Origin of the sequence: Paenibacillus sp. FSL L8-0644 (assembly GCF_038008165.1) — a bacterium.
GTDB classification, from domain to species: Bacteria; Bacillota; Bacilli; order Paenibacillales; family Paenibacillaceae; genus Paenibacillus; species Paenibacillus polymyxa_D.
This window is the reverse complement of the sequence record NZ_JBBOYN010000001.1, coordinates 852,998-877,250: the sequence shown is the minus strand read 5'-3', so window position 1 is coordinate 877,250 and position 24,253 is coordinate 852,998. Positions and strand designations below refer to the sequence as shown.

The following is a 24,253-nucleotide window of genomic DNA, read 5'->3' as shown; positions in this document are numbered from 1 at the left end:
AAAAATTGGTTACGCCGTTCTGAATTTTTTGAAAATTTGTCGACGAAAAGGAAGAGGTTTATGACTTACGACGTTATTGTGATCGGAGGCGGCTCAGCCGGATTAATGGCTGCTGCCGCTGCCAGCAGTGAGGGCGCCAAGGTGCTTTTACTTGAAAAAGGAAATAAACTCGGGCGAAAGCTGGGGATCTCTGGTGGAGGCCGTTGCAATGTCACGAATGCCAAAGAGCTGGACGAACTCATTCGGCACATCCCCGGCAATGGCCGTTTTCTGCACAGTGCACTGGCGGCTTTTGGCAATCGGGATATCATCGCCTTTTTTGAACAGCTGGGTATAGCCTTAAAGGAAGAAGACAATGGGCGTATGTTTCCAGTGACGGACAAAGCCAAAACAGTAGTCGATGCTTTGATTAACAAGGTACGCTCTCAAGGAGTCGAAATTCGGACAAGTCTTCCTGTTCAAGAGGTTATTTACAAAGAAGGTCATACAGCTGGGGTACGGCTGCGTTCCGGTGAAATCCTACATAGCCGTAATGTCATTGTAGCCGTCGGTGGCAAGTCCGTCCCGCATACCGGCTCGGAAGGTGACGGCTATGCATGGGCAGAACAAGCGGGGCATACCATTACGGAGCTGTATCCAACAGAGGTGCCATTGACCTCAGGCGAAACGTTCATCCAGACGAAAGAGCTTCAGGGACTATCCTTACGCGACATCAGTCTGACCGTATGGAATGCGAAGCAAAAGAAAGTTGTCGTCCATGAAGGAGATATGATTTTTACACATTTCGGTCTATCTGGCCCAACTGCTTTGCGGTGCAGTCAATTTGTCGTCAAGGGAATGAAAAAAGATAAGGTAAACACGGTGTTATTGACTCTCGATTTGCAGCCTCATAAACATGCCGATGAAGTCTACCGTGAGACGCTGGAGTTGGCATCGGTCGATGCTAAAAAAGCGATCAAAAACGTGCTTAAGCCTTATTTACCGGAACGCTTGATTCCATTGTTGCTCCAGCAAGCCGAACTGCGTGAGGACTTGACCTATGATCATATTCCCAAGCAGCAATGGCAAGAACTTGCTCATCGCATTAAGGCGTTTCCAATCCGTGTGAACGGTACGCTCTCTCTGAAGGAAGCATTTGTTACCGGGGGCGGTGTGAATTTGAAGGAAATTAATCCGAAAACGATGGAGTCCAAGCTGATGCCTGGATTGTTCTTCTGCGGTGAGATTCTCGATATTCACGGTTACACAGGTGGTTATAATATTACAGCGGCGTTTACGACAGGGCATACAGCAGGGACACAAGCGGCCGTAAGCGATTAAGACGCTGCGCGTAGGACTTGATCTTACGATCGCTGTTGCCACGGGATTCTCTTGATTATATAAAAATTCCGTGGCAAAGGCGAACGCTGTCGCTTCTTCAGATTCAAATCCTCCGCTGCGCTGCATACCACCACTGCATCCTCATTTGTTTGGGGGAGATAGGAAAAGGAAATGAAAAAGACTTAAATCAGTTGAATTGCTGAGTTAAGTCTTTTTTTGAGTAATCGTGTATTGAACAAGCTCTATCTTGTTTTGACATTTGCCGCTATCTTAAACCTCAATAATGATAGGTAAAATCATGGGTCTTCTCTTCGTCTGATTGTAAATGAACCGACCAACATCATCTTTTAACATCTGCTTAATCAGTCCCCACTGACTCATTTCGATTTCTGTTAGCTCGTTCACTGTGGACATAATCGTGTCGTGGATCTGACTCATGAGCTCTTCGGAATCCTTAACATATACAAACCCTCTTGAAATGACCTCTGGCGCTGCGAGCATTTGCTTCTCATTTTTACTCAACGTCATCACAATAATCAGCATTCCGTCTGAAGAAAGTTTTTTACGGTCACGCAGGACAATATTACCTACGTCACCGGTTACCAACCCGTCTACCAAGCTATTGCCGGCTGGTACTTTAGGCCCCAGGGATGCCCTTCCCTCTTCAATTTGAATCGTGTCACCGTTATGGACGATAAATACATTCTCCATCGGAATCCCCACAGACTCCGCTAGCTGACGATGCTGATACAGCATTCTGAATTCACCATGTATAGGAATCAAATACTGTGGTTTCATCAAAGTCATCATTAATTTCAGTTCTTCCTGGCTACCATGACCGGATACGTGCATTCCTGTAGAGCTGCCTGATCCATAAATAACCTGGGCACCCAGCACATACAGGTTGTCAATGACCTGGGAAAGGTTTCGCTCATTCCCCGGTATGGCTCCCGCAGCAATGATGACCGTATCACCAGGCAAAATTTCGATTTTGGGATGCAGGGAATTGGCTAAACGTGACAATGCGGCCATCGGCTCTCCCTGGCTTCCGGTACATAAAACTGCAATTTCTTCTGCGGGAAACCGCTCTGTTTCTCCCGCCTCAATCAGCAAATCCTCAGGCATATGCAAGAAGCCCAGCTCCTTGGCCACTGACACCACATTTATCATACTGCGTCCGAGTAAAACCAGTTTCCTGCCTGTTTCCACAGCCGCGTCAATGACTTGCTGGACACGGTTAACATTAGAAGCGAACGTGGAGATAAACACCTGCTGTTTGGCTCTGGCAAATGCATCTAGAATATGCCCGCCAACCAAACGTTCTGAAGGGGTAAATCCTGGCCTTTCCGCATTTGTACTTTCGGAGAGCAGCACTTTCACCCCCTTCTTTCCTATTTCAGCCATTCGATGAAGATCGGGAAAAGGTCCGCTTACGGGAGACATATCGAATTTGAAATCGCCGGTATGGACCACATTTCCTTCCGGTGTCTGAAAAAAGACACCCAGGCAATCCGGGATACTGTGAACCGTGGTGAAAAAGGATGCCTGAATCGTTCCCGCTTGAACGGTTGAATCCGCATCTATAAGATGAAGCTCGGCATCACGCAAAAGGTTATGTTCCCTTAACTTAATCTTAATTAATTCGATGGTGAGCTTTGTCCCATAAACGGGCATGTTAATCTGCTTGAGCAGATAGGGAATACCTCCGATGTGATCCTCATGCCCATGAGTCACAATGAGCGCTCTGACTTTATCCTGATTTTCCAGCAGATAGGTGACATCGGGCACAATAAGGTCAATACCAGGCAAGTTCTCATCAGGAAACTTCGAACCACAATCGATTACGACGATATCCTGATCGTATTGGATGAAATACATGTTTTTCCCGATTTCATTCACACCGCCTAAAGCAGCAATGAGTAATCTATTATCACCAAGCATCAAGTTTATTTCCTCCTTAGAAAAATGCTATCCATATTATTCATTTTCCACGTAAACTTATACACAAAAAGAAACCCTTGTCTCTAAAAGACAGGGGTTCTCACTTGATTTATTAGATACCCACCGCAGCCGAAATAGCAGCGAAAATAGCAGCAATTAACCACAGGATGGGGAATAGCTTGAAGATTACCTTCAGCCACTGTCCAAAGCTGATCCGGGCAATGGCCAATCCTGCTAGCAGAACTCCACCTGTCGGTGAAATGAGATTGGTTAACCCGTTACCAAACTGGTACGCTGTGACTACGGCTTCACGATTGATGCCTACAAGATCGCCAAGCGGTGCAAGTACAGGCATAGTTAGTGCTGCTTCCCCCGAAGAAGATGGGACCAGGAAAGTAATAATATTATGTGCAACCAACATAATGGTTGTGAACAAGTAATTTGGCAATCCTTCCAGGATGCCTGCGAGTGCATTCAATACGGTATCAATGATCATACCCTGCTCGGCGATGATCAGAATTCCGCGAGCGAGACCTATAATCACTGCAGCGTAGATGAATTCTCCACACCCTTTTACAAAATTCTCAGCTATCTCCTTCTGGCTCATTTTGGTGACTACCCCGACAAAAAGACCGAGTGCGAAGAAAAGGGCGCCGATTTCAGTCATATACCAGCCTTTGACCAAAATTCCCCAGACAATGGCTCCCAGCGTTACAATAAATCCACCTATAATTAATTTGTCCCGAAACGTGAAGACGACGTCCTCACCTGTATTTTCTTTTATAAATTGCTCGCGATTTATAATATCACTCTGAAAAACAATGGATTTCTCCGGATTTCTCTTAACCCGGTGCGCATACCACATCGTAAAGGCAATAGAAATCATAGTAAATACAAGCCATTCAATAAATCTCAGCCAGAGCTGAGGATTCCCCTCCACTCCCGCGATTCCCTGGGCAATCAATACTGAAAATGGATTCACAGTCGAACCAACATAGCCAATTTGCGTTCCCAGAAATAGAATGAGAATAGCAGTCATAGAATCGAAGCCTAGAGCAAACATTAACGGAATAAAAATCGCATACAGCGGGATAATTTCTTCGCTCATCCCAAAGGTAGAGCCTCCGAGACTGAATATAACCATGGCAATTGGAATAAGCAAAATCCCCTTATTCTTCAGTCGCCTGGCAAGAGCCGTCAGAGCACGATCGATGGCTCCCGTCTGCAGAATAATCCCGAAGGAGCCGCCTACAATAAGGACAAAAGAGACCACATCGGCAGCATTGATAATCCCTTCAATCGGGGCGCTAAGGATTTGGGGGATTCCCTGTCTTAAATCACCATTCTCACCCGTTTTGGGTACAGTGTGATAGGTTCCCGAAACGATTGCCGTTTTGATCACACCGTTCACTGTCACTTCATGACGCTCAAACTGTCCGCTGGGTACAATCCATGTCAACGCAGCGACCGTAATAATAATCAAAAATATTAAAGTATAACTATGGGGCAAGGATAATTTCCATTTCTTATTCTTGATGTTCATGTTTATCCCTCATTCCAAGAATGGTTATACGTAACCTTCCCTCCCATAATGGTCAATATCACTTGGGCATCCCTGATGTCCCCAGCGGATGCGTTAAGGAGGTCGCGATCAAAAACGGCGATGTCAGCATATTTTCCAGCCTCCAGCGTACCTGTAACTTCTTCCATATAACAATGTTTGGCTCCATTAATGGTCCATGCCCTTAAAACTTCGGATGGCGGCATCCCTTGGTCAGGATACCAGCCTCCTGCAGGCGAGCCATCCGGGAATAATCGGTGAGAGGCTGCATACAGTGAATCAGGGACACTAGTGATAAATAAAGGCAGATCAGTCCCAATGGTTATTGGCACGTTAGCCTCCAGCATGGATTTATAATTATAAAAGCGGTTTTCATTGTCTTTACCTACCACAGCAGACATATAAGCATCCTCGTAAGAAGGATTCAGTAGCAGGATTTGGGCGTAGACTTCGGCAAAAATTTCGTTCTCGCCCATTCTAATCAGATCATCTGGGTGAGGATACTCTAGATCACTGATCGAATGTCTAATAAGGTGATTACCTTGTTGTTCGCGGCATTTTTCAATCATCGATACTGCCTGGCGAATTGCAGCATCCCCTTCTGCAGTTAGGCAGCATTTGATACCTTGGCTGTCTGCTTCCAGAACTGAGGCTTCAATTTTTTCATAATCAACCGTTCTTAAATTCGTGACTTCAGGCATATCTGCGTAAGGCTCCAACATATCCCCTGTATGATCGGCTACAACGCCGTCAAGCATCAGCTTGTATCCTTGGAAACGAATAAGGTCTCCATTATAAAGTGCTTTATACTTGATACCGGTGCCAACATCCAACGGTTCAACAACGGGTTCAAGCGAAAAATGAAATCGGAGTGGCAGTTCTCCTGCTTCTTTCAATTCTTCTAGAATCGGCAGTAGCTCGCTATGTCGGTCAAAGCCAATATCCTTTATGGAAGTAACTCCTCGTGCAGCCAGCAGGCGGCAAAACTCCACAAACTCTTGTTTGACAAGGCTGCGATCCTGCATCATGGCTTGGAGTAGCAAAGCGCGTGCCTCAGCACTGCATTGATCCGGCAAAAATTGATATTTCTCCTGAGCCAGTCGGTTCATCCAGCAGTAGCTTTTATTTAGGTTAATGGCAATTACCGCCCGATCAGGGAACATCTCGTCCAACAACCTTTGTTCCGGCAGCTTGCCCCATCTTTCCTCGCTCCAACCGTAAGCGGTTACATCTTTCCCTGGCGGGAGATTGTTTGCCGCTTGCAGCATGGATTCCACTGCTTCTCCAATCGAGGCTGCATGAGTCAAATCCACGCCCCGATGCATCGACATATATCCGGTAAAAAATACATGATTGTCATGAACTCCTGGCATGATAAAAGCATCACCCAAATCACAGACAACCGTTTCAGTTCCTATCCAAGCTTGTGCTTCCTCGGGACGCCCCACTGCTGCAATACATTCTCCCCGCAGTGCAATAAACCCAGGCGAAGCTTCATTTTCTAAGCCATTAAAAATAGCATTTGACAGTAGAACCTTGTCCGCTAATGTGTCCTTCTTCCCTTGCACAGTTTCACCTCCTCATTATTTATCCGCTTCATAACATAACGTAATATAACGTTATAATATTGCTTCTGCTTCTCTCATCGAGTGGAAGCAGAAGCTGCGCCGTACCTGAATAACATTACGTAACAGGCAACGGATTTATATTGAGAATTGATAACGGTCCCCAATGATGTACTGCTTACCTACATGAACGGGGCTTCCATGCTGATCATAAATAATCGTATGCATGTAGAACAACGCCTGTCCGATGGCCGTCTCTAGCAGCTTTGCCTGGTATTCATCCGCCAAGGCGATTTGTAATATCGTTTCTCCCGGTTGGTTAGGATCGATGCTATATTTATGACGCAATAGCTCATATACAGAGCCCTCTAACTGCTCTTCCATTAGAAAAGAAAATCGGTCATAAGGGTAAAAATTATTCTCCAGCATGAGCGGTCGATCACCGGCGTATCTTTGGCGCTGAATATATAACACTTTTTCTCCTTGTGGCAGCTGCAACTGATGTGCAATTTCCTCATCTGCTTCTATGATTTCACGTTCTGTGACCACACTGTGTGAAGAGAGGCCGTTGGATTTGCAGGCAGCCGTAAAGCTGATGACATGTTCAATCTTCCGCCCAATTTTGGGTACATTGACAAAGGTTCCTTTTCCTTGACGTTTGGTCAGATAACCTTCATGAACCAATTCGGCAATCGCTTTTCTTACGGTAATTCGACTTACATTGTAGGTCTCGCTTAGCTCAGTTTCGGTCGGTATACGACTTCCCTGCGTATATGTTCCATTATGAATAGCAGTTTTGACCGCTTTTTGTAATTGAATATATAATGGCTCTGCTTGATCTGAATTCAACATAATGTACCCTCACTTGTCATATAACGTTATATTACTCCCACTTAGAGTATCAAATGTTACATATTCTTACAAGTGAAGATGTTTGAAAAAAGTTTATTAGTAACGGACGCCGTATCCGAATGAACCTTCTACCAGACAGCTCTGGGCGGCAACCCTCGATCCTTCTGCCATAGCGTCCTGAATATTATCCTTTTTCAAAAAACTCAGTAAAAAGGCGGTGATATAGGAGTCTCCTGCCCCCATCGTATCCACAGCGTCCACGGAATCAGGCGTTTGAAAATAGAACTTGGTACCATCATAGGCAATAGATCTATCTCCGCCGCGTGTGGCTACCAGAATTTGCCCCTCTTTTTTTCGATTGGAGCGGATATAGTTCTGTGTCTCTTCATCCGTCATATGGCTGCAAGAGAAGAATGCAAAATCGGCGTACGCAATATATCTCTCGACCTGTTCATCTACGAAATCATCTGAAAAGTCAAAAGAAAGAGGGATTCCCAGCGTCTCCAATTCAGGCAGCAAGTGCCCTGTATGACTGTACAAGCCCGTGTGAATAAGGTCGAACCCGCCAACATAGGCCTTGTCATCTTCACTCAGCTTCAGCGGGTGGAGACGTGTAACTCCTCCCTCATTGCTGCCCAGAAATACTCTGTCCCCGTCTTCCAGGGTTACACGTGCGCAGCCGTTCTCACCGCTGTGATATCTGCACCGTGAAATGTCGATTTCCAGCTCACGGAGAATGTGTTCTACATGCTGTGCTTCGTTATCATCCCCGAATACTCCAATAAAGGCTGCATCTACTCCCGCTTTTTTGGCAAACACACTGAAATTAAGCGCATTGCCGCCAGGATACATCATGCGCAGATGAACATATTTATCTACCACATTATCGCCAATGCCTAGAACTTTCATGATGGTTTCCTCCTGTTGGTAAGTGCGCTTAGTAAGCTACTTTGCCCATATAACGGCGAGTTTCCAGTGGGTGATTGCGTACATTTGCGAGTGCTTCACGATAAACACATACAATGCTATAAAATAAAACCGGGTTAAAGAACTCGACAACCTCGTCAGCAATGGTTCCGATTCCAAGCTCTTTCGCATCGATCACTTCTACTTTCTCGGCATATTGATTCAGGAAAGTCTGTGCCCGCTCATCCAATGCCCGTGTGCGTCCTTCGTTGATCATCAGAATAAATGGAGTTTCTTTATCCGTTACTTCAAACGGACCGTGGAAAAATTCACCGGAATGGATTGAAGCCGCATGAAGCCATTGCATTTCCATTAGAGAACAGATAGCAAATCCGTAGGCATGTCCATAAGAAGCTCCGCTGGTCAGGATATAGAAGAGATCTTCATTGCGGTATTTGTCAGCGAATACACTGGCACGCGGTTCGACTTGTATTTTGGCCCTGTTAATAATTCCATTGATTGCTCCCAAGCCGTTCTGGAAAGCTTGATAATGCACATAGCCTTCAGCGACTTGAAGCAGCTCAACAGTAAGCTCCAAAATAATAGCCATCGGGTTATTTTTGACATCGCTCTCATCTCCCCACTCGTAGAGGAATGAATAATCAGAATATTTGAGCAGTGTCGCTTCACTATTGTGGGTTAAGCCGATGGTGTAAGCGCCTTTCTCTTTGGCTGATTTAGTAGCCGCAACCGATTCCGGCGTGTTTCCTCCATGGGAACACACGATGACAACTGAGTTTTTACCTAATCGTTTTGGCAGCGCGTGCACAAACTCATTTGCTGTATACATGCCTGCTACCAGCTTCTTTGCTTCACTATCCAAGAAATATTTTGAGGGATACATATCGACTAATGAGCCCCCGCAAGCTACTAAATAAACCTCAGAAATCTCTCCACTTGATTGTTCATAAATCGTCTGAACCGTCTGTTGTACATTCATCATTTTTACCTCTCCTTTTTATATAACGTTATATAACGTATTGTTTATGGGATAAATATAAGCGCTTTCACCAAAAGTGTCAAGCCCATTTATTCAATGAACTTTTAATACTCTGCATTCAAAAAGCTCTAATCCTTTTGTCGAAGAATTAGAGCTCCTATTGGGATTTGATTTATTGAGTGTTTGGTCATAACGAGATTACACCTACAAAATACGCAAAAAATTGGTCTTACCCATGGGTTTGTCCGAATAAACTAAAGTAGACAAGTACATAACAGCCCATAAAAAATCAAGGAGGAAAACACCATTAATACATTTATCAGTTATATTTTTCTCGGTCTGTCACTTTCGGCCCCCATTGGGCCGATTAATGCTGCACAGTTGGATCGAGGTATTAAGAATGGATTTTGGCATGCTTGGTTTATCGGGCTTGGGGCAATAACCGCAGATATAATCTATATGCTGCTTGTCTATTTGGGAATGATCCACCTTCTCAATGCCCCGTTTGTTAAAGCTTTTTTATGGTTATTTGGTTTTTTCGTACTTGTGTATACAGGTGTTGAAAGCATCAAAAATGCAGGTGTGATTTCAGAATCTGAATTAAGGGGAAATGGCAATACCTTAACCAATTCATTTTTGGCAGGCTTCCTGATGTCATTATTTAATCCTCTCTCCATCCTTTTCTGGCTTGGCATTTACGGGTCCATACTGGCCAACGTCGCTAATACATATCCAGTACAACAGCTAATGATCTTTAGCGGAGCGATTGTATTAGGTGTGTTACTCTGGGACGTAACCATGGCAGCCGCTTCAAGTATTTTCCGGAGGTTTCTAAAAACCGGATTACTTAAAACCATCTCTTGGATGTCTGGATTATCTCTTATCGGTTTTGGTTTTTATTTTGGTGTACAGGCATTTCAATTACTTTTTTTACACTGACGATTAACTCCCTGACAAAGTTAACGAGATTCCTTGGCGTGCTTTCGGCGAACCCATTGTACAATGAGGTCACATATTGCAATGAACAAGACCAGAAGTAAGCTGATGTAAACCCCAGGACGGCTAAGCTTATGAAAAAAGGATCCGACCACAGCCATAGCTATCAACAATAATCCAACCCAGCGTTTAATGTTGCTAGATGTGCTCGATTTCAGTAACTTACCTGAAGACAGCAAAATAAAGCACCAGTTATACAACAGCATTAACCCTGCAGCTGTTGTAATATATTCATACACTTTTCCCGGCAGCAGCAACGACATTACGATGGCTGAGATTAATCCAACGGAGATCAAACTAAGTGCATACAGAGGATATTTGCCCTTCCACTTCCGTGAAAACAATGTGGGCGCATCTCCCTCCTGTGCAAGTGTAATCATCATAGATGTCTCTGCATATAGGGAGGCTGTCATTGTTGAGAACCCTGCAATAATAAGCACTCCATTAAATAAATGAGGTACAAAAACCAGATGATCGCTGCTCAGCGCAAGCACAAATGGACTTTCTTTCGGGTTAAAGGCACTTAAGGGTACCATAGACACAGCCAGACCAATCGAAAGCACATATACTACAACGAGCGTCATCAACATTACTTTTCCTGCTTTAGGTGCATCCTCCGGTTTTTGAAGCCGATTAGACATTATTCCGAGCACTTCAATACCTCCGTATGCATAAAAGGCAAAAATAAAAGATGACCATAATCCCATACCGCCGGTAGGAAAAAAGTCTTTGTAACTGATGGGGAACTTTGGATTATATTTTCCTCCTCCGATCCAGCCTGCCAAAAGAGCAACGGCCAAGACCAGAAACATAACAATAGCTGCCATTTTAATAATAGCCAATACATTTTCAACTCGATCAAAACCCTTGTTACCAAAAAAAACAATCACAAGTCCTAAAATCCCGAAGCCTGCCGCAAAAATCCACATCGGTACCTGAGGAAACCAGAAGCGTGAGAATATAGATAGCGCCGTTAGTTGGCTCCCATTGATAAGCAATTCTGAGAACCAATACACCCAGCCACTACCGAAGCCTGCCCAATTACCAAATGCTTTTTGGGCATAGGAACGGAAAGAGCCCTGTTCTGGATGATCTGCCGTCATGCGCGAAAGGGCGTCAAACACCACATACGTTCCCACCGCTGCCAAAAAGTATGCAATGAGTACGGCTGGGCCACCGATGGAAATCGCTAAGCCGGACCCGAGGAAATATCCTGTACCGATGGTACCTGCAACTCCTAACAAGCTTAGTTGCCACCATTTTAGTTTTTTTTCTTTTTGCATACGATCCGAAGACTTACCCATAAAAGAGAATCACCCTATTCCTGAATTTGAGACCGAGTTCTCTATTTTAAGATTGCCTATTTCACCATATTTCATGTGAAGCATGACTTGGCTTTATTTATGAATAAAGAAGCACCAGAACCCCGTTAAGGTTTACTGGTGCTTTGTAAATGTATAAAATTGTCCGAGGGGTTAAGTGAAACTCAAACGATCAAACTTTAGATAAAGAAAGGGCCTTATCGGCATTTTGAATATCCATTTGTATTTGCTGCTCCGGATCATAAGCGTTATAGTAACCGTTGTTCTTCATGTAATTAAAGATTTGTTCATGAAGATTAACCGCTTTGCTCAATTGGTCACAAAGAACATTGCGAACTTCCGAACTGGTTGACTCTGTCAGCGCAAGAGCATAGTTCTTAATTCCGCTTTTAGCTGAAATTAATAAATCAGAAGCAATCACCTGATCGTTCATGGGACTCGTTCCAGTCATATTCTCAACAAAAGAGTTCACGTTAATCCTCCTTTAAAATTACACAAGTAGATTTCTAAGCTGTTGAATATCTTGTGTACCACCGTTGACATCCTGCTGCAAAATGTTTTTTAAGTTTGTGTCTGACACTAAAGGAATCATGGTTTGGGCTTTTGTGAGACAAGTTGTTTTAAATGTAAGCAGCTCATGTAATTCCAATTTTTCGTGAACTCCTAATTTTTGCATGGTCAAGACCTCCTTTCTGAAATTGTTATTCCCTGCTATCGCTGCTATTTATGCAAATCCTGCAGAGTTTCAGTTCTGGCAAAAGCTCTAACTGAGTTTTTCTCACACAAAAAAAAGCTCCTTCAAAGCCACAATAATCCATGGTCTTATAGGAACTTTTCCTTAAAATGTGCTGGACAGTGAAGACTCAAATTTCTAATCATGATTTTTAGGATAAAATTAGGTATGGATGCTTCCAGAAAATCCATCCACATCGTCCTCGGGTTGAGGATCAGAGCTGACATTGTGCTCCTCCGTCGTATTAGTGTACGTTTGAGAGGAGCCATTTTTATAAGCTTCGCTCCAGTCTTCGTTGATCGTATGTGCTGGGATAATCCAGTCTTCCGGGCTATAACCTGGATTATGTACACCTATATTTCCTTGCAAACCGGGATATTCATCCGGTTTAGAGAAAAGAGTCCCTACCTCAATCATGCTTCCTTCATAGGCTTGGCAAATTTCCAATGCAGACAGTACATCTTGGTTCTCAATATGTACATTGAGACCTGTGTCACCGTTCGTGCTGGCAGAGTATCCAATTTCCTTTAATGTTTCACAGGCTTGAGCAGCTTGCTGCGGATCACGAAATTGAAAACGGAAAGAACCCGTATCCATGTGTTTCATCTCCTCTAAATTAGCTTATTTTGTTAATTTGTTCATTAGGTTAGGTATGTTCTTTTTTAATATAACCAACCAGAACAGTATTTTTACATTCAAATCCTTTATTTTTCAAAAATTTACTTTAATGCTTTGAAATTAAATAGTTAAAAAAGCAGCTACTGTGACAAATCGCATGTTTTCGCTATGTAAATCCCTTTATGCTAGTAACAAGGGTATGGTTGCCCGGTCATCCGAGCCGAGCGGTCAAAGGATGCCCAAATCCATACATAAAGGCGGAATGAAGATGATAGATTACCGAACATTGGTGACACAGCAATCCATGCATTTGTATAGCGTGTTTGCCAAGTCATTCAAAAGTGTAAACGAACATGCGGTTGCTGGCATCAAAACGGTGGGCTTCAACCCAACGGCCTTTGCCGTGATGGAAGTTTTATATCACAAGGGCGCGCAGCCAATCCAACAAATTGGAGCAAAGCTGCTTCTGCAAAGCGGAAATGTCACTTATGTTATTGACAAGCTGGAAAGTCGCGGTTATTTGCACCGTCACCCGTGCGACCAAGATCGTCGGATTATATATGCAGAATTGACGGACGAGGGACAACGTGTCATGGACGAAATTTATCCTGATTATACACGTCAGATTGAACGTGCCTTTAGCGGAATCAGTGAAACAGAAAGAGATCAACTCATCGGCTTGCTTAAAAAATTGGGTCGTAGCGCTGATAACCTGTCACCTTATCACAAATAGAATGTATAGTAATTTTAGCAAACAAACATTTGTGAAGAAATGAACAATCTTTAGCTGTGCTAAACGTAGATTAGATTTATACTAGAAAAGTCCACCCTTATATTCATGGGTGGACTTTTTATATACCTGAATAGAGCGAAATATGCCCAAGCTTACGAGCAACATAAGTATCTGCTATCGACTAAAATGTTTGACCACTACATTGTTAAACATAGCCGGACCGCCATCGGAAAAAAGAGTAATTTTCTGATCCTCTAATCGTGGAAATATTAAGGAGGAATAAGCTACTTCTCCATCATCTACAAACACTTCAATGCTGGTTTTATCGACGAGAATGTTTAGGTGGACCTTTTTCTTATTAGCATCAAAAGGCGCCTTGCTCTCTACATATTTCCCACTCTGATCCGGATGTCCGGTATTGGCTCTATTTACGTAGGAGTATTGCCCATCCACCGAAACACCGACATCCACATGGCGCTTGCCATCTGCTGACTCTCGAAGCCTCAGTCCCGCATTTTTGATCGTTGACCAAGATACATCCGCCTCTAACTGATAGGTATCGCCTGCTACCGGAAGCGAGTAAACACCGTCTACTTTGATCTGTCCAAATGATTTCGTAGAAGTTTGGAATCGTTCCAAAGTTTTTACTGGCTGTGAAACCAAGCGATACCCAGCATCTGCTGTATGCTTCAACCGAATTTGACGAACAATCGAATCCATTCCATTAAAGCCTTCCTTTAGGGTAGGCGTGTTATTGGCATAATCCCAATTATTCATCCAGGCCAGAGCATAACGGTGACTGTATTTATCTTTGTCTTTTCCTTCCTCGAACGTAACTGCACCATACCAGTCAAACCCATAATCCAGCCACTCAGGTTCACTGTGATCAGGGAGAAATGCTTCTCCATTAAAATCTCCCGTCCAGTAGGCATACGTGTTGGGTCCGCCTGTTGGTTTGCTATTGGCGCTCGCGCCCAAAACCCATTGATAGGTTCCATCATCTGCACGCATCTGGTAAAGGTCAGGACATTCCACAAGCCCGATATTTTCCGTTTGAAAGCCACTCGTAAACTGCCAATCCTTTAAATTTTTAGACTTATAAAAGCCAATCTTCGTTCCCTCTGCCATGACCATCATCCATTGATTACGCCCAGTATCCCGGATGATTTTGGGATCTCTGAAGTCCTTTGTACCGGGATTGGACATCACAGGCTTGTTGCGGTAAGAAGTAAACGTCTTGCCGTTATCCTTACTGTACCACAAAAATTGTTCCTGCTTTCCGCCATCTGCGGAGGGCTGTGTCACAATGGCTACCAGCGTCCCTTTTCCAAAACCTGCGGTATTCTTATCATCGATCACGACCGAACCGGACCAAGGATCTCCATTCCGGTTCGTATATTTGGGAATCGCCACCCCTTCATCTTTCCAATGAACCAGGTCGGTTGATGTGGCATGTCGCCATTCTGTACCGTTCTTTTTGGGATAGTCACGATTGTATAAATAGTAATAATGATATTTTCCATCGAAATAAATGGGCCGTTGGGGGTCATTCTTCCACTTATCCGGAACGGTAAAATGATAGGCTGACCGATAGGTCGGTGTTGTATGCTTACTTTGTTTAGCTTGACTTTTTGGAGTTGCAGCAGATTTTGGGGGTTCGGCTGTATCCTGTTGGTACATACTCCAACCCATAGCTATGAATATAGTTAAGCCTGTGATGATTACAACGGATCGTATCCAAATGCTCTTGGGAGTTTTTTTTTTCATTATGACGATCCTCCTTACCTCTCATTGCATCGTTATGTACCGCCCGATGGACGACAGATCGGGTTGCTACCAATCTACCGCCTTCGGACATACTGCATTACATATACCTACTTATTTCTTTCCATACTCATTTGGAGATTCTTTTTTGTCATTCGTTGGATCAATCGTGATTTGCCCTTGCTCCAAAATACCGTTTTTCACAACAGAGGTTTTCGAGCCTTTAATATTCAGCAGGAAGCTTGGTGCGAAAGTAGATTTGTGATCCGGGAAAAGCCCGCGATTGGTCATATAACTCGAAACGACTACGTTATTGCCTTTGCCTTGCGGGATAGCAAAATGGGCATACGTCCAGGTAATATCATCACGATCCAGATCCTGATGAAGAACGAGACCGGTTCCATTCAAGGGTTTATAAGGCCCTGTCAAGGAAGTAGAAACATAACCCAGCATGTAAATATCATCGTCACCGATCGCATCTACAGTCACCTTGGAACCTCTCGTACTCGTAAATAAATACCACAAACCGTTCATTTTGAACACATTTGCCCGTTCAATTTCATCTGTTACCAAATTGGAAGCAATCAAAGGAGGCATTACATTTTTCAACGTATAATCATCATTCAATTCAACGATGCCCAGTGCGCCGTTAGCCAGCTCAGCTCCCCTTTTCTTGGGACTTTGCAACAAATTTTGTTGCTCTTCCGTGAAGAATTTCTTATTGCCGCCATAATAAGCTGGGTTTTGAAGCGAATCTTCGCCTTGGTAGCCGGTTTCTGTTCCTGTGTTGGCTTCAAATATAATATATTTGTGGCCTTGATCCTCGACATAGTGAGGGTCTCTAAACGTATGGTTGTCCATATCTATTCCGACGCTTTGCTGTACATTTTGATAGGTTTTCCCATCTCCACCGTCATAGATCGATTTCAAATCCTCGACTCCATCTACTTTCAGTGTCTTGTCATCAGGCTGAGAGACATTAATTTGAGCCGTGCTCAAGGTTTGTTTGCCGTATAGTTGGTTACTTGGCTCAAAGGGCTGTCTGCTGGTATAAAATAAACGTACTTGTCCATCAGAGGTTAACGTAGCAGAACCGGACCATTCTTCTGACTGATTTTTTAGAATCGGATCGTTGGCAAGTAATTTATCATTGTCTTTAAATACTCTTCCGGCATTTTTCCAGCCGCTCAGCGAGGTATTACCCGCTTTTTGATAGAACAGATATATAAATGTATCCTCTGCTCTTTTAGGATCGCCTGCCAATCCAAAAACGATATTATACCCTTTGTAATTGGCTACTGTGCCATCGGCATTTTGTAACGGCCAAGAGTCCCAGACATCAAAATCAGTCAGCTTGCCTGAGCTGTCGCGACCAATAGCAGAAGGAATATTCTTAATTGTAGACGCATCGAAGGACGGAACCTCATATTTCTCTTTGCCTTGCTGTTTGAAAATATTCAGCATGTCATTACGCGTAATTTGCGTAAATGCATTGTCTGTTTTGAGATCAGATGCATCATTTTCCTCGGCAAAAGCCTGAACGCCGCCTCCTAACAGCAAGGTAGTTGCTACTGTTGCAGTGGCTGCTTTACTGAACCATTTGTTAAACTTCAAGTACTCCATCTCCCTTAATCTAATTATGCTTCTAGATTTGAAAACCAACTTTTTGGTTGGTAGGGCCATTTTATATGGTATGTCAAACGATTGATATAGACTGAAAAGCCCTATTATGTGAGATAAGAAAACAGGTTACTCTATGAATTTCATCCTCATATTTTCCTAGTAATTTTCTGAAAATCCCTTTTTTTTCATTCTTATTACATTCAGAAAAATTTGCTGCTTGATTTTTTTCCGTGTTTCATATTGCTAGCTTGGTTGCTTCATTCACATGCAAAATCATTCTAAAATAAATCATACAAAGCCCAATTTGTAAGCGGGTTCAAAAAAATAGTTCCTTAGTACCCTACAGCTCCATCCAGAAACAAATTTTTTGTTACAATTTCTTAAGACTTTTTTACTATTTTGTTACCTATACCATATGAATATATCGCAGTCTCAAGGGGATTTTTATTTCCTTTTTGTATGCTGGGAAATTTATTGGTCCTAAGCGAGGTGTTTTTTTGTTGAATCATTAGGAGGAGAGACCTTTGAATAAAGAGATAGCCCGGACTTTTATTCAAAGGTCCGGGCTATCTCTTTTATAATGAAAGATTTATATTATTTTTTATGCGTGTTCTCTTTGTGGTGTCTTTACGCGCTGATCTGCCTCTTCTTCCGTACCCGGCGGACGGTTCCGCAGTCCGAGCACGACAAACCAGCTAATCACTGCAATAACGACCATGATAACGAACAGGGAATGCAGACTGTTTTCCAGTACAGAACGAAGCAATCCGGCAACCTTGTCACTTAGACTCTGTGAAGCATGAGGTGCAAGCAGACCGTTAATATCCTCCTGCGTAACCCCTTGCTGTGTAAGCTGTCCTTCTGCTGTCTGGGCAGCAATGCGATAATTCAGCCATGAACCGAAGGCAGCAACCCCGATCGTTTGCCCCAACGTGCGCAGGAATGTATTCAAAGCTGTAGACGCGCCACGCAACTGGAACCCGACCGAGGACTGGGCAATAATCGTAAACACAGTTATCGAGAAACCGAATCCCAGTCCATACAACAATGTAGACAGGAAGAGCAGCCAGATTGGAGCCGTTTGGCCCATCAAGGTCATGACGAAGGCTCCCAATACAATCAGGGTCAGTCCAATCAATGAGGTTCGACGCGAGCCCAGCGTCAGCAAAATGCGTCCTCCGATCATAGAGCCAAATAGCCAGCCTATGGACATTGGAGCCAATGCGAGACCAGATGAAGCGGCATCCCCACCGTATACACCTTGAATCCATAGTGGAAGATAGCTAGTCAATCCGATCAGCAGGGTGCTGACTAACAGGGCTGCGGCACAGGAAAAAGCGATATCCCGTATCCGAAATAACTTTAGTGGCACCATCGGTTCCTGAGCGCGTTTTTCGATAACCAAAAACAGAATCAGGAACAAAATGGCTACGGCAGCCAAGGCCAGCAATTCAGGAGAAGCCCAACCGATATACTGTCCGCCCAGTGCCAATACGAGCAAGAGAGCCGTCATCCCGATGGTAAAGGTAACCGCTCCGGGTACGTCGATACGTGCGGTACGCTTGCTTACCTGTTCATGCAAGTAACGGGCGATGAAGAACATAGCCAGCAATCCAAAGGGAACGTTAAAGCCGAAAATCCACTCCCAACCAAAATAGGTGACCACATAACCGCCCAAGAGTGGCCCGATCAGGGAAGAAATTCCCCATACTGAGCTGATCATGCCTTGGACTTTGCCACGTTCCTCCATTTTGTATATATCACCGATGATGGTAAAGGTAACGGGAATGACACCACCCGCACCAATCCCCTGAATGGCCCGGTAGATAATAAGCTGCTCCATAGTACCAGCTATCATACAAAGTAAAGAGCCAAGTACAAACAACGAACAACCGATTAAAAAAATGGGTTTTCGTCCAAACAAATCGCTAAGCTTTCCGAAAATAGGTGTGGTCACAGCCATCGTCAGTAAATATGCCGTAAAAATCCAGCTGAGCAAATTCACGCTGCCCAGTTCACTAACAATCGTCGGTCCCGCTGGACCGATAACCGTTCCTTCAATTGCGGCCAAAAAAGTGGCCAATAGAACACCTGTCAGCACGAGTCCGCGCTTCATAGGTTTATCGTCTCCCAAGCAAATCACAAATCCTTTCCTTATAAAAACTGTGTTGTATCTGTGCAGTTTTCCCTCTCAGATGGATGATTACCCGCACTGTATAATCGTAAACAGGCGGCCTATATAGGCCGCCTGTTTTGTACGATGTATATATATTATTGTCTACATATCCTTAATTTTTGTCAACTGTAATCGTATGATCATTCCAGCTATTTTCCGTTTTATAGAGATACCCCTCTTCCATACGAAGAACATGGCTGGCAAAGCGTTCAGCTACCTGTATATCGTGGGTGATGATCAGGAATGCCGCGCCTTCGGTAGACTGCTCTGTGCACATACGGAGCAGAATATTCGCCCCTTCGTAATCCGTTCCTGCGGTAGGCTCATCCAGAATGTAGAGCTTTTTGGGCAAGATAAACTGTGCTGCAACGCTCAAGAGCCTTTTTTCGCCTCCACTTAGCAGATACGGGGAGGCATCCAGTCTGTGCTCCAGCCTGGCGGCAGCCAGCAAGTGATGCGCCCGTTCCACATATGCGGCGGGAACTGGCTCCCCGGTCCGTAAACCAAGCTTGGCGCGAACGCTGTACAAGCACTCTTCCCACACCGTTGCAGCTGCAAACTGATGCTCTGGCTGCTGGAACACATAGCCGATTTCGGTAGCCAGCTGGTGAATGGGCAGCTTCGCCATATCCTGCCCCTCCCACCACATGCACCCCTTCGGTGCAGGGAGTAGGCCCATGAGCAGCTTGCCGAGCGTGGTTTTACCCGAGCCGTTCTCGCCCAACAGCACGGCTCGTTCGCCAGGTGCAAGGGCAAGACTCACGCCCTTGAGCGCCGGGCGCTGGCTGCGGGGGTAGGTGAAGGGCAATCCCTTCACCTCCAGCAACGGCTGTCCAGCGCGGTCCGCCGCTGACCCGGGCTTCGCGCCCGGCTCACGCGGCACGTCTCCCCTCTCTGCGGAAGAGGGGAGCAGCCCCAAGGCGGCCAGCTGCGCACCATGTTCGCGCAGCAGCGTTTCGGGCGGACCCTGCAGCTGCACGGTCCCGCCCTTCAGGACGATGATGCGCTGCGCTGCCCGTGCGCCATCGTCTATGCGGCCGGACGCGGTAACTACCGTCCGGCCTTCGGCATGGAGCCGCCGACATAACAGGACGAAGTCGCAGACAGCCGGCGGGTCTAACTGCGCAGCTGCGTCGTCGAACACGACCAGCGGCGCTTCCAACGCCAGTACCGCAGCAATCGCGGTGCGTTGGCGCTGGCCTCCCGAGAGGCGCCGCACGAAGGAGTCGCGCTCGGGAGCTAGGCCGACGGCCTCCAGCGCAGCGGCAATGCGCTGCGCTATTTCTGCCGGAGGCACGCGCAGGTTCTCCGGCCCAAAAGCAATCTCGTCTTCGACGATTCCCTGCACCAGCTGGGCATCCGGGTCCTGAAGCACGACGCCGACAGTGGTGGCGACAGTAGCCAAATCAGCGGTATCGGGGTCCATCCCGTACACGGTCAACTCACCCGTTCGTTCGCCCTCGCCAGAACGGGATAACCCGCCATGAAGCAGCTGGCATAGCGTAGACTTTCCACTTCCGCTGGCTCCGACAATGGCTACATGCTCGCCCACCGCAATGTCCAGTGTCAGGCCATGTAACGCTGGCTCCACCTGATCATCATACCGATAGCCAAAATTCTTCAAGGATACGGCTATTTTACTGTTCGAATTATAATCGCTATGTTCATTCATAACTGAAATATCCTCGATCCCCATTGTTGAAGATATAACCACATGCATAGCCACCCACGGCTATGCACGTGAAGCGCGTCCTAGTTCAAACCGTTTTAACAGTCCCGTACGATTTAAGGCATCGCCCAGCACTTTCGTCAGCAGACCACACAGGACAATGCCGCTCAGGATACGAACGACCAGTGCAATCGTCAGCACCTTCCACCCCCAATGCATATAGCCAAACATATTGGCTGCCACAATAAACCACAGCGGAACCATAGCCCCACCCACTAGCATCAGCGAAACTGCGTTCCAGCGCCGATACCGCAACAAGGCAAATACCAACTCAGCCGCAATCATATAGCAGACAGCCGCCGCAATAATAGAAGCAATTCCATAGGCAGAGCCCATAAAAGACTGCACTACCGCACCAAAAGCATAAGCAATAACCGCCGTACCCGGCTTACGAATAATATAATAGGCCAACAAACCGTATATCATGTACAGACCGACAATAGTGGAAGTTGCGATAGGCCCTCCCAGACTGTTTAATGTTTTGTTAATGAGCGACAAATACACGGTCATGACGCCGTTCAACGTGGCCAGCATCGCCATGAGTACGATATCCAGCGTTGTAAACTTTGCAAACATACGAGATTCCTTCATATGTATTCTTGACTCCTCTCCCTATCTAATCTATAAGATTGCAGCTCTGATCCTTATACAAGCTGCTACTGTATAAATGTATTCATCTGCAGTCTTATTGTCAACCTAATTATATTTCATAGGTTGACAATAAGACTAAAAATAAGAGGCTTCACTTTATAAGCTCCACCCTAAAACAGCCGTAGCTACTACAGCAGTCACAGCACATAAGTTGCCTAAACGCCCATTCTTCAGTGTACGAAGATAAGTCCGTTCCGCATAAGCACCGAAACCTTTGCCCTCCATAGCCAGCGCCGTCTGCTGAACCCGTCTTACAGCATTCACCAACACGGCAGCCGCATACCCGCTCCACCATGATAACCGATGGCTCCACCCTCGTGGTGGTTCCTGTCCACGAACACGCCGTGCTGCCATAATGGTTCGCCCTTCTTCTTCCAATAAGGGGAGAAACGTCAGTGCCACTGAAATACCGAACGCAAACCGATAAGGAACACGCAAGCGCAGATTCAATGCCTGCACAAAATCTCGGGGATCGGTCGTCGAGAGATAGATATAAGACGCCAAAAACAACACAAAAATCCGCAACGTTAACGCCCCTGCGATGTCCAGTCCCTCTGCTGTAATGACAATGGGTCCCCATGAAGCCACGGGATGTCCTTCTCGAATCGCTAGGATAGACAATATAAAATATGGGATGCCTAACCCAATCAGGAATGACATAGCCCGAAGCTGGCGTGCTAAGAGCAAACGTGCGCCCAAGCCAGCCACAGCAATCAGTACAGCCAAGAGTGCTGCTTCCCGCAGCGTCGAATCCCAAGCCATCGACAGGAGGCTAAAACATCCCACCCATATTAGCTTACTTAACGGCCCTAGCCTATGCAGCGGCGATGAACCGCCGTTATACTGAAACAGCATTTCGTTGTGCCTCCAGTCTGAGCCATTCTTCATGCAGTAAAGAATACATTAGCATATCCTTAAAGCCTGTAGATGTATGCTGTACCTGCCGCAACAGTCCTTCCTGTGTCCAACCCATCGAGGACAGCAGAGCTTGCGAGCCTGTATTGCGCGGGTCCACCAGCGCTTCGATCCGATTCAACCGAATCGTGTTATACCCGAATGACAGCACCAAGCGTAGCGCCTCGGTCATGTAACCCTGTCGCCAATAAAGCTTCGCTATCTCATAACCAATCTCAGCTTTATAAGCTCCCTCCGTCTGCCAGTAATTAAAACCACAGCTTCCAATTAACTTTCCGCTCTCCTTCAACTCTATTCCCCAGCGCAACGCATCCTCCGTCTTCGCCAGCTCATTCAACAGCTCAATCATATCCTCTGCGTCCTCACGCCCTGACATACCAGAAAGGTTCATATAACGGTGAACCTCCGGGTCAGACCAGCAAGCGAACATCGTAGCCGCATCCCCGCTTTCCATCCTTCGCAGCCGAAGACGCGGACTCTCCAGCGGTGGTATATGCCCCTTACATGCATATGCACACATGTTCAATCATCCTTCCAGCATTTAAAATGACAATAAATATACGCTACATTTAAGCATACACCTTCAACAAACACAACCTTATTTAAAGCTGAGAAACTTATATATATAGAAGATGCCCTTCTGTTCCTAGGATTAGGAATTAGAAGGGCATCTTCTATTTTATAAGAGATTAAACCGTTTGAGAGCTTGTCTTCCGAATCAAAAGTATTGAGCATCTAAGCCCTTTAAGAAGAGACACGGGTAGTGGTGCGTGTCGTTTTCTTCACAACATCCTTGTACAGTACGTCCAGCATCGACTGAATTTCCTGTAATTCATCGATCCCTGCACCGGTAATGCTGTACATATCATCATGCGGTGTCAGAAAGTTTTCCTGCGTCAGGTTTTCAAGCTCCTGCTTGACCTCACGTTCTCCTACACGGTAACCGCGCTCTTCCAACACAGGTTGAATATCTCTTATCGTGAGATCGTTCTGATGTGCATAAGAAAGCATCTGTATACGGATAAACAAGTTCTGAACATCTGCATGCATAATTGTAACTCCTCTCTGGCCTAGGCCAACCATGTTACACTGTTTTTACCCATAGAGGATAAGCTGGAAACAGATGAGGGCAACCCTTGCTGAATTACTTTCGATATTGTTTGCCCCGCTAAAACGTATAGTTTTCCACTTGACTGAATATGCACAATCGTTATATCTTAAATTAATTAACCAATGGTAAAAGCGAATTGCATAATTACCTATTTTTGGCGATATATACAACACTTCATGTGAAAATTTAATGTTAGGAGCGTGAACTCTACATGTTTCAAACTATACCTTACGAAGGCACACGTCATGAACAATTCGAATCCGTTCTCGGACAACTCCGGGCACTGATTCATGATGAATCCAATACCATTGCTAATCTGGCAAATGCTTCAGCATTACTCGGTCACTTCCTTCCAAATATTAACTGGAGCGGTTTCTATCTTTATGATGGCACTGAGCTTGTACTTGGTCCTTTCCAGGGCTTGCCTGCATGTATACGGATTCCATTGGGACGTGGCGTATGCGGTACCGCAGCAGCAGAACAACGAACGCTTGTTATAGATGATGTACATGCGTTTCCAGGACATATTGCCTGTGACGCTGCTTCCAATAGTGAAATCGTTATTCCCCTTGTCAAGAATGGGGAGCTGATAGGAGTGCTGGACATTGACAGCCCACTTAAAGGTCGTTTTGATCACGAAGATCGTGTATTCCTAGAGGAATTTACGGCTATTCTGTTAGCCAGCCTATAACCAAAAACAGCGCATATATATCGTCTTCCTTCGCCACAATATAGGA

At 45.2% G+C, this 24,253-nt stretch carries 22 protein-coding genes; 4 read left to right on the top strand and 18 right to left on the bottom strand.

Annotation, left to right across the window (positions count from 1 at the left end; all coding sequences use genetic code 11):
• Positions 1-60 precede the first annotated feature (60 nt).
• Entirely contained in the window at positions 61-1,320 is a 1,260-nt protein-coding gene (locus NSS94_RS04000) for a BaiN/RdsA family NAD(P)/FAD-dependent oxidoreductase (RefSeq protein ID WP_340954175.1), read from the top strand.
• 270 nt (positions 1,321-1,590) lie between these two features.
• On the opposite strand, the gene NSS94_RS03995 is transcribed toward NSS94_RS04000, so the two are convergent.
• From NSS94_RS03995 to NSS94_RS03970, 6 genes are all read right to left on the bottom strand, one after another.
• Positions 1,591-3,261 (bottom strand): ribonuclease J, encoded by a 1,671-nt coding sequence (locus NSS94_RS03995; protein WP_029515804.1) that lies wholly within the window; start codon positions 3,259-3,261, stop codon positions 1,591-1,593.
• A gap of 112 nt (positions 3,262-3,373) precedes the next feature.
• Positions 3,374-4,804 (bottom strand): YfcC family protein, encoded by a 1,431-nt coding sequence (locus NSS94_RS03990; RefSeq protein WP_340931307.1) that lies wholly within the window; start codon positions 4,802-4,804, stop codon positions 3,374-3,376.
• Positions 4,805-4,806: 2 nt separating this feature from the next.
• Entirely contained in the window at positions 4,807-6,390 is a 1,584-nt protein-coding gene (locus tag NSS94_RS03985) for an amidohydrolase (RefSeq protein WP_341038714.1), read from the bottom strand.
• Between the two features lie 135 nt (positions 6,391-6,525).
• Complete coding sequence (locus tag NSS94_RS03980) at positions 6,526-7,239, bottom strand: GntR family transcriptional regulator (RefSeq protein ID WP_029515807.1); 714 nt, start codon at positions 7,237-7,239, stop codon at positions 6,526-6,528.
• A gap of 96 nt (positions 7,240-7,335) precedes the next feature.
• On the bottom strand, positions 7,336-8,148 hold the full coding sequence (locus tag NSS94_RS03975) for a fructoselysine 6-kinase (protein ID WP_165148393.1): 813 nt from the start codon (positions 8,146-8,148) through the stop codon (positions 7,336-7,338).
• 28 nt (positions 8,149-8,176) lie between these two features.
• Positions 8,177-9,148, bottom strand: coding sequence for an SIS domain-containing protein (locus tag NSS94_RS03970; RefSeq protein WP_318627583.1), 972 nt, complete (start codon positions 9,146-9,148; stop codon positions 8,177-8,179).
• A 303-nt stretch (positions 9,149-9,451) separates the two neighbouring features.
• Here NSS94_RS03970 and NSS94_RS03965 point away from each other — a divergent pair, with 303 nt between their 5' ends.
• On the top strand, positions 9,452-10,084 hold the full coding sequence (locus tag NSS94_RS03965) for a LysE family transporter (protein WP_029515810.1): 633 nt from the start codon (positions 9,452-9,454) through the stop codon (positions 10,082-10,084).
• 20 nt (positions 10,085-10,104) lie between these two features.
• Here the strand turns inward: NSS94_RS03965 and NSS94_RS03960 are convergent, their stop codons facing one another.
• From NSS94_RS03960 to NSS94_RS03945, 4 genes are all read right to left on the bottom strand, one after another.
• Positions 10,105-11,445: an amino acid permease gene (locus NSS94_RS03960; RefSeq protein ID WP_029515811.1), complete on the bottom strand. Its 1,341-nt coding sequence runs from the start codon at positions 11,443-11,445 to the stop codon at positions 10,105-10,107.
• Between the two features lie 190 nt (positions 11,446-11,635).
• Positions 11,636-11,935: a spore coat protein gene (locus NSS94_RS03955; RefSeq protein ID WP_165148387.1), complete on the bottom strand. Its 300-nt coding sequence runs from the start codon at positions 11,933-11,935 to the stop codon at positions 11,636-11,638.
• Positions 11,936-11,953: 18 nt separating this feature from the next.
• Positions 11,954-12,139, bottom strand: a complete 186-nt coding sequence (locus NSS94_RS03950; RefSeq protein WP_029515813.1) for a hypothetical protein — start codon at positions 12,137-12,139, stop codon at positions 11,954-11,956.
• Between the two features lie 219 nt (positions 12,140-12,358).
• A complete protein-coding gene (locus NSS94_RS03945; protein WP_029515814.1) occupies positions 12,359-12,793 on the bottom strand; it encodes a hypothetical protein in 435 nt (144 codons plus the stop codon).
• 289 nt (positions 12,794-13,082) lie between these two features.
• On the opposite strand from NSS94_RS03945, the gene NSS94_RS03940 reads away from it, so the two are divergent.
• The gene (locus NSS94_RS03940) at positions 13,083-13,547 is read left to right on the top strand and encodes a MarR family winged helix-turn-helix transcriptional regulator (protein ID WP_013369372.1); all 465 of its coding nucleotides are present in this window, start codon (positions 13,083-13,085) and stop codon (positions 13,545-13,547) included.
• 174 nt (positions 13,548-13,721) lie between these two features.
• On the opposite strand, the gene NSS94_RS03935 is transcribed toward NSS94_RS03940, so the two are convergent.
• The 8 genes from NSS94_RS03935 to NSS94_RS03900 all read right to left on the bottom strand — a co-directional run bounded on the left by NSS94_RS03935 (position 13,722) and on the right by NSS94_RS03900 (position 23,455).
• Positions 13,722-15,314 carry a glycoside hydrolase family 32 protein gene (locus tag NSS94_RS03935; protein WP_029515815.1) on the bottom strand — a complete coding sequence of 531 codons (1,593 nt, stop codon included), beginning with the start codon at positions 15,312-15,314 and terminating at the stop codon, positions 13,722-13,724.
• A 111-nt stretch (positions 15,315-15,425) separates the two neighbouring features.
• Positions 15,426-16,925 (bottom strand): glycoside hydrolase family 68 protein, encoded by a 1,500-nt coding sequence (locus NSS94_RS03930; RefSeq protein WP_341038710.1) that lies wholly within the window; start codon positions 16,923-16,925, stop codon positions 15,426-15,428.
• A 610-nt stretch (positions 16,926-17,535) separates the two neighbouring features.
• Complete coding sequence (locus tag NSS94_RS03925; protein WP_029515817.1) at positions 17,536-19,050, bottom strand: MDR family MFS transporter; 1,515 nt, start codon at positions 19,048-19,050, stop codon at positions 17,536-17,538.
• A gap of 172 nt (positions 19,051-19,222) precedes the next feature.
• Positions 19,223-20,782 (bottom strand): ABC transporter ATP-binding protein, encoded by a 1,560-nt coding sequence (locus NSS94_RS03920; protein WP_341040386.1) that lies wholly within the window; start codon positions 20,780-20,782, stop codon positions 19,223-19,225.
• 60 nt (positions 20,783-20,842) lie between these two features.
• Positions 20,843-21,430, bottom strand: coding sequence for an ECF transporter S component (locus NSS94_RS03915; protein WP_029515820.1), 588 nt, complete (start codon positions 21,428-21,430; stop codon positions 20,843-20,845).
• Between the two features lie 156 nt (positions 21,431-21,586).
• On the bottom strand, positions 21,587-22,345 hold the full coding sequence (locus NSS94_RS03910) for an energy-coupling factor transporter transmembrane component T family protein (protein ID WP_341038708.1): 759 nt from the start codon (positions 22,343-22,345) through the stop codon (positions 21,587-21,589).
• The gene (locus NSS94_RS03905; RefSeq protein WP_341038707.1) at positions 22,329-22,925 is read right to left on the bottom strand and encodes a GNAT family N-acetyltransferase; all 597 of its coding nucleotides are present in this window, start codon (positions 22,923-22,925) and stop codon (positions 22,329-22,331) included. Before NSS94_RS03905 ends, NSS94_RS03910 begins: the two co-directional genes overlap by 17 nt.
• A gap of 224 nt (positions 22,926-23,149) precedes the next feature.
• On the bottom strand, positions 23,150-23,455 hold the full coding sequence (locus NSS94_RS03900; protein WP_322251867.1) for a hypothetical protein: 306 nt from the start codon (positions 23,453-23,455) through the stop codon (positions 23,150-23,152).
• A gap of 272 nt (positions 23,456-23,727) precedes the next feature.
• Between NSS94_RS03900 and NSS94_RS03895 the strand changes: the two genes are divergently transcribed.
• On the top strand, positions 23,728-24,207 hold the full coding sequence (locus NSS94_RS03895) for a GAF domain-containing protein (RefSeq protein ID WP_029515824.1): 480 nt from the start codon (positions 23,728-23,730) through the stop codon (positions 24,205-24,207).
• The last annotated feature ends 46 nt before the right edge of the window (positions 24,208-24,253 follow it).

Coding starts and splice junctions, on each gene's coding strand:
- NSS94_RS03980 (WP_029515807.1), bottom strand. CDS start 7,239: ATGTTGAATTCAGATCAAGCAGAGCCATTATATATTCAATTACAAAAA.
- NSS94_RS03910 (WP_341038708.1), bottom strand. CDS start 22,345: ATGCTGTTTCAGTATAACGGCGGTTCATCGCCGCTGCATAGGCTAGGG.
- NSS94_RS03935 (WP_029515815.1), bottom strand. CDS start 15,314: ATGAAAAAAAAAACTCCCAAGAGCATTTGGATACGATCCGTTGTAATC.
- NSS94_RS03950 (WP_029515813.1), bottom strand. CDS start 12,139: ATGCAAAAATTAGGAGTTCACGAAAAATTGGAATTACATGAGCTGCTT.
- NSS94_RS03905 (WP_341038707.1), bottom strand. CDS start 22,925: ATGTGTGCATATGCATGTAAGGGGCATATACCACCGCTGGAGAGTCCG.
- NSS94_RS03940 (WP_013369372.1), top strand. CDS start 13,083: ATGATAGATTACCGAACATTGGTGACACAGCAATCCATGCATTTGTAT.
- NSS94_RS04000 (WP_340954175.1), top strand. CDS start 61: ATGACTTACGACGTTATTGTGATCGGAGGCGGCTCAGCCGGATTAATG.
- NSS94_RS03900 (WP_322251867.1), bottom strand. CDS start 23,455: ATGCATGCAGATGTTCAGAACTTGTTTATCCGTATACAGATGCTTTCT.
- NSS94_RS03925 (WP_029515817.1), bottom strand. CDS start 19,050: ATGAAGCGCGGACTCGTGCTGACAGGTGTTCTATTGGCCACTTTTTTG.
- NSS94_RS03915 (WP_029515820.1), bottom strand. CDS start 21,430: ATGAAGGAATCTCGTATGTTTGCAAAGTTTACAACGCTGGATATCGTA.
- NSS94_RS03945 (WP_029515814.1), bottom strand. CDS start 12,793: ATGGATACGGGTTCTTTCCGTTTTCAATTTCGTGATCCGCAGCAAGCT.
- NSS94_RS03960 (WP_029515811.1), bottom strand. CDS start 11,445: ATGGGTAAGTCTTCGGATCGTATGCAAAAAGAAAAAAAACTAAAATGG.
- NSS94_RS03975 (WP_165148393.1), bottom strand. CDS start 8,148: ATGAAAGTTCTAGGCATTGGCGATAATGTGGTAGATAAATATGTTCAT.
- NSS94_RS03990 (WP_340931307.1), bottom strand. CDS start 4,804: ATGAACATCAAGAATAAGAAATGGAAATTATCCTTGCCCCATAGTTAT.
- NSS94_RS03995 (WP_029515804.1), bottom strand. CDS start 3,261: ATGCTTGGTGATAATAGATTACTCATTGCTGCTTTAGGCGGTGTGAAT.
- NSS94_RS03895 (WP_029515824.1), top strand. CDS start 23,728: ATGTTTCAAACTATACCTTACGAAGGCACACGTCATGAACAATTCGAA.
- NSS94_RS03970 (WP_318627583.1), bottom strand. CDS start 9,148: ATGATGAATGTACAACAGACGGTTCAGACGATTTATGAACAATCAAGT.
- NSS94_RS03920 (WP_341040386.1), bottom strand. CDS start 20,782: ATGAATGAACATAGCGATTATAATTCGAACAGTAAAATAGCCGTATCC.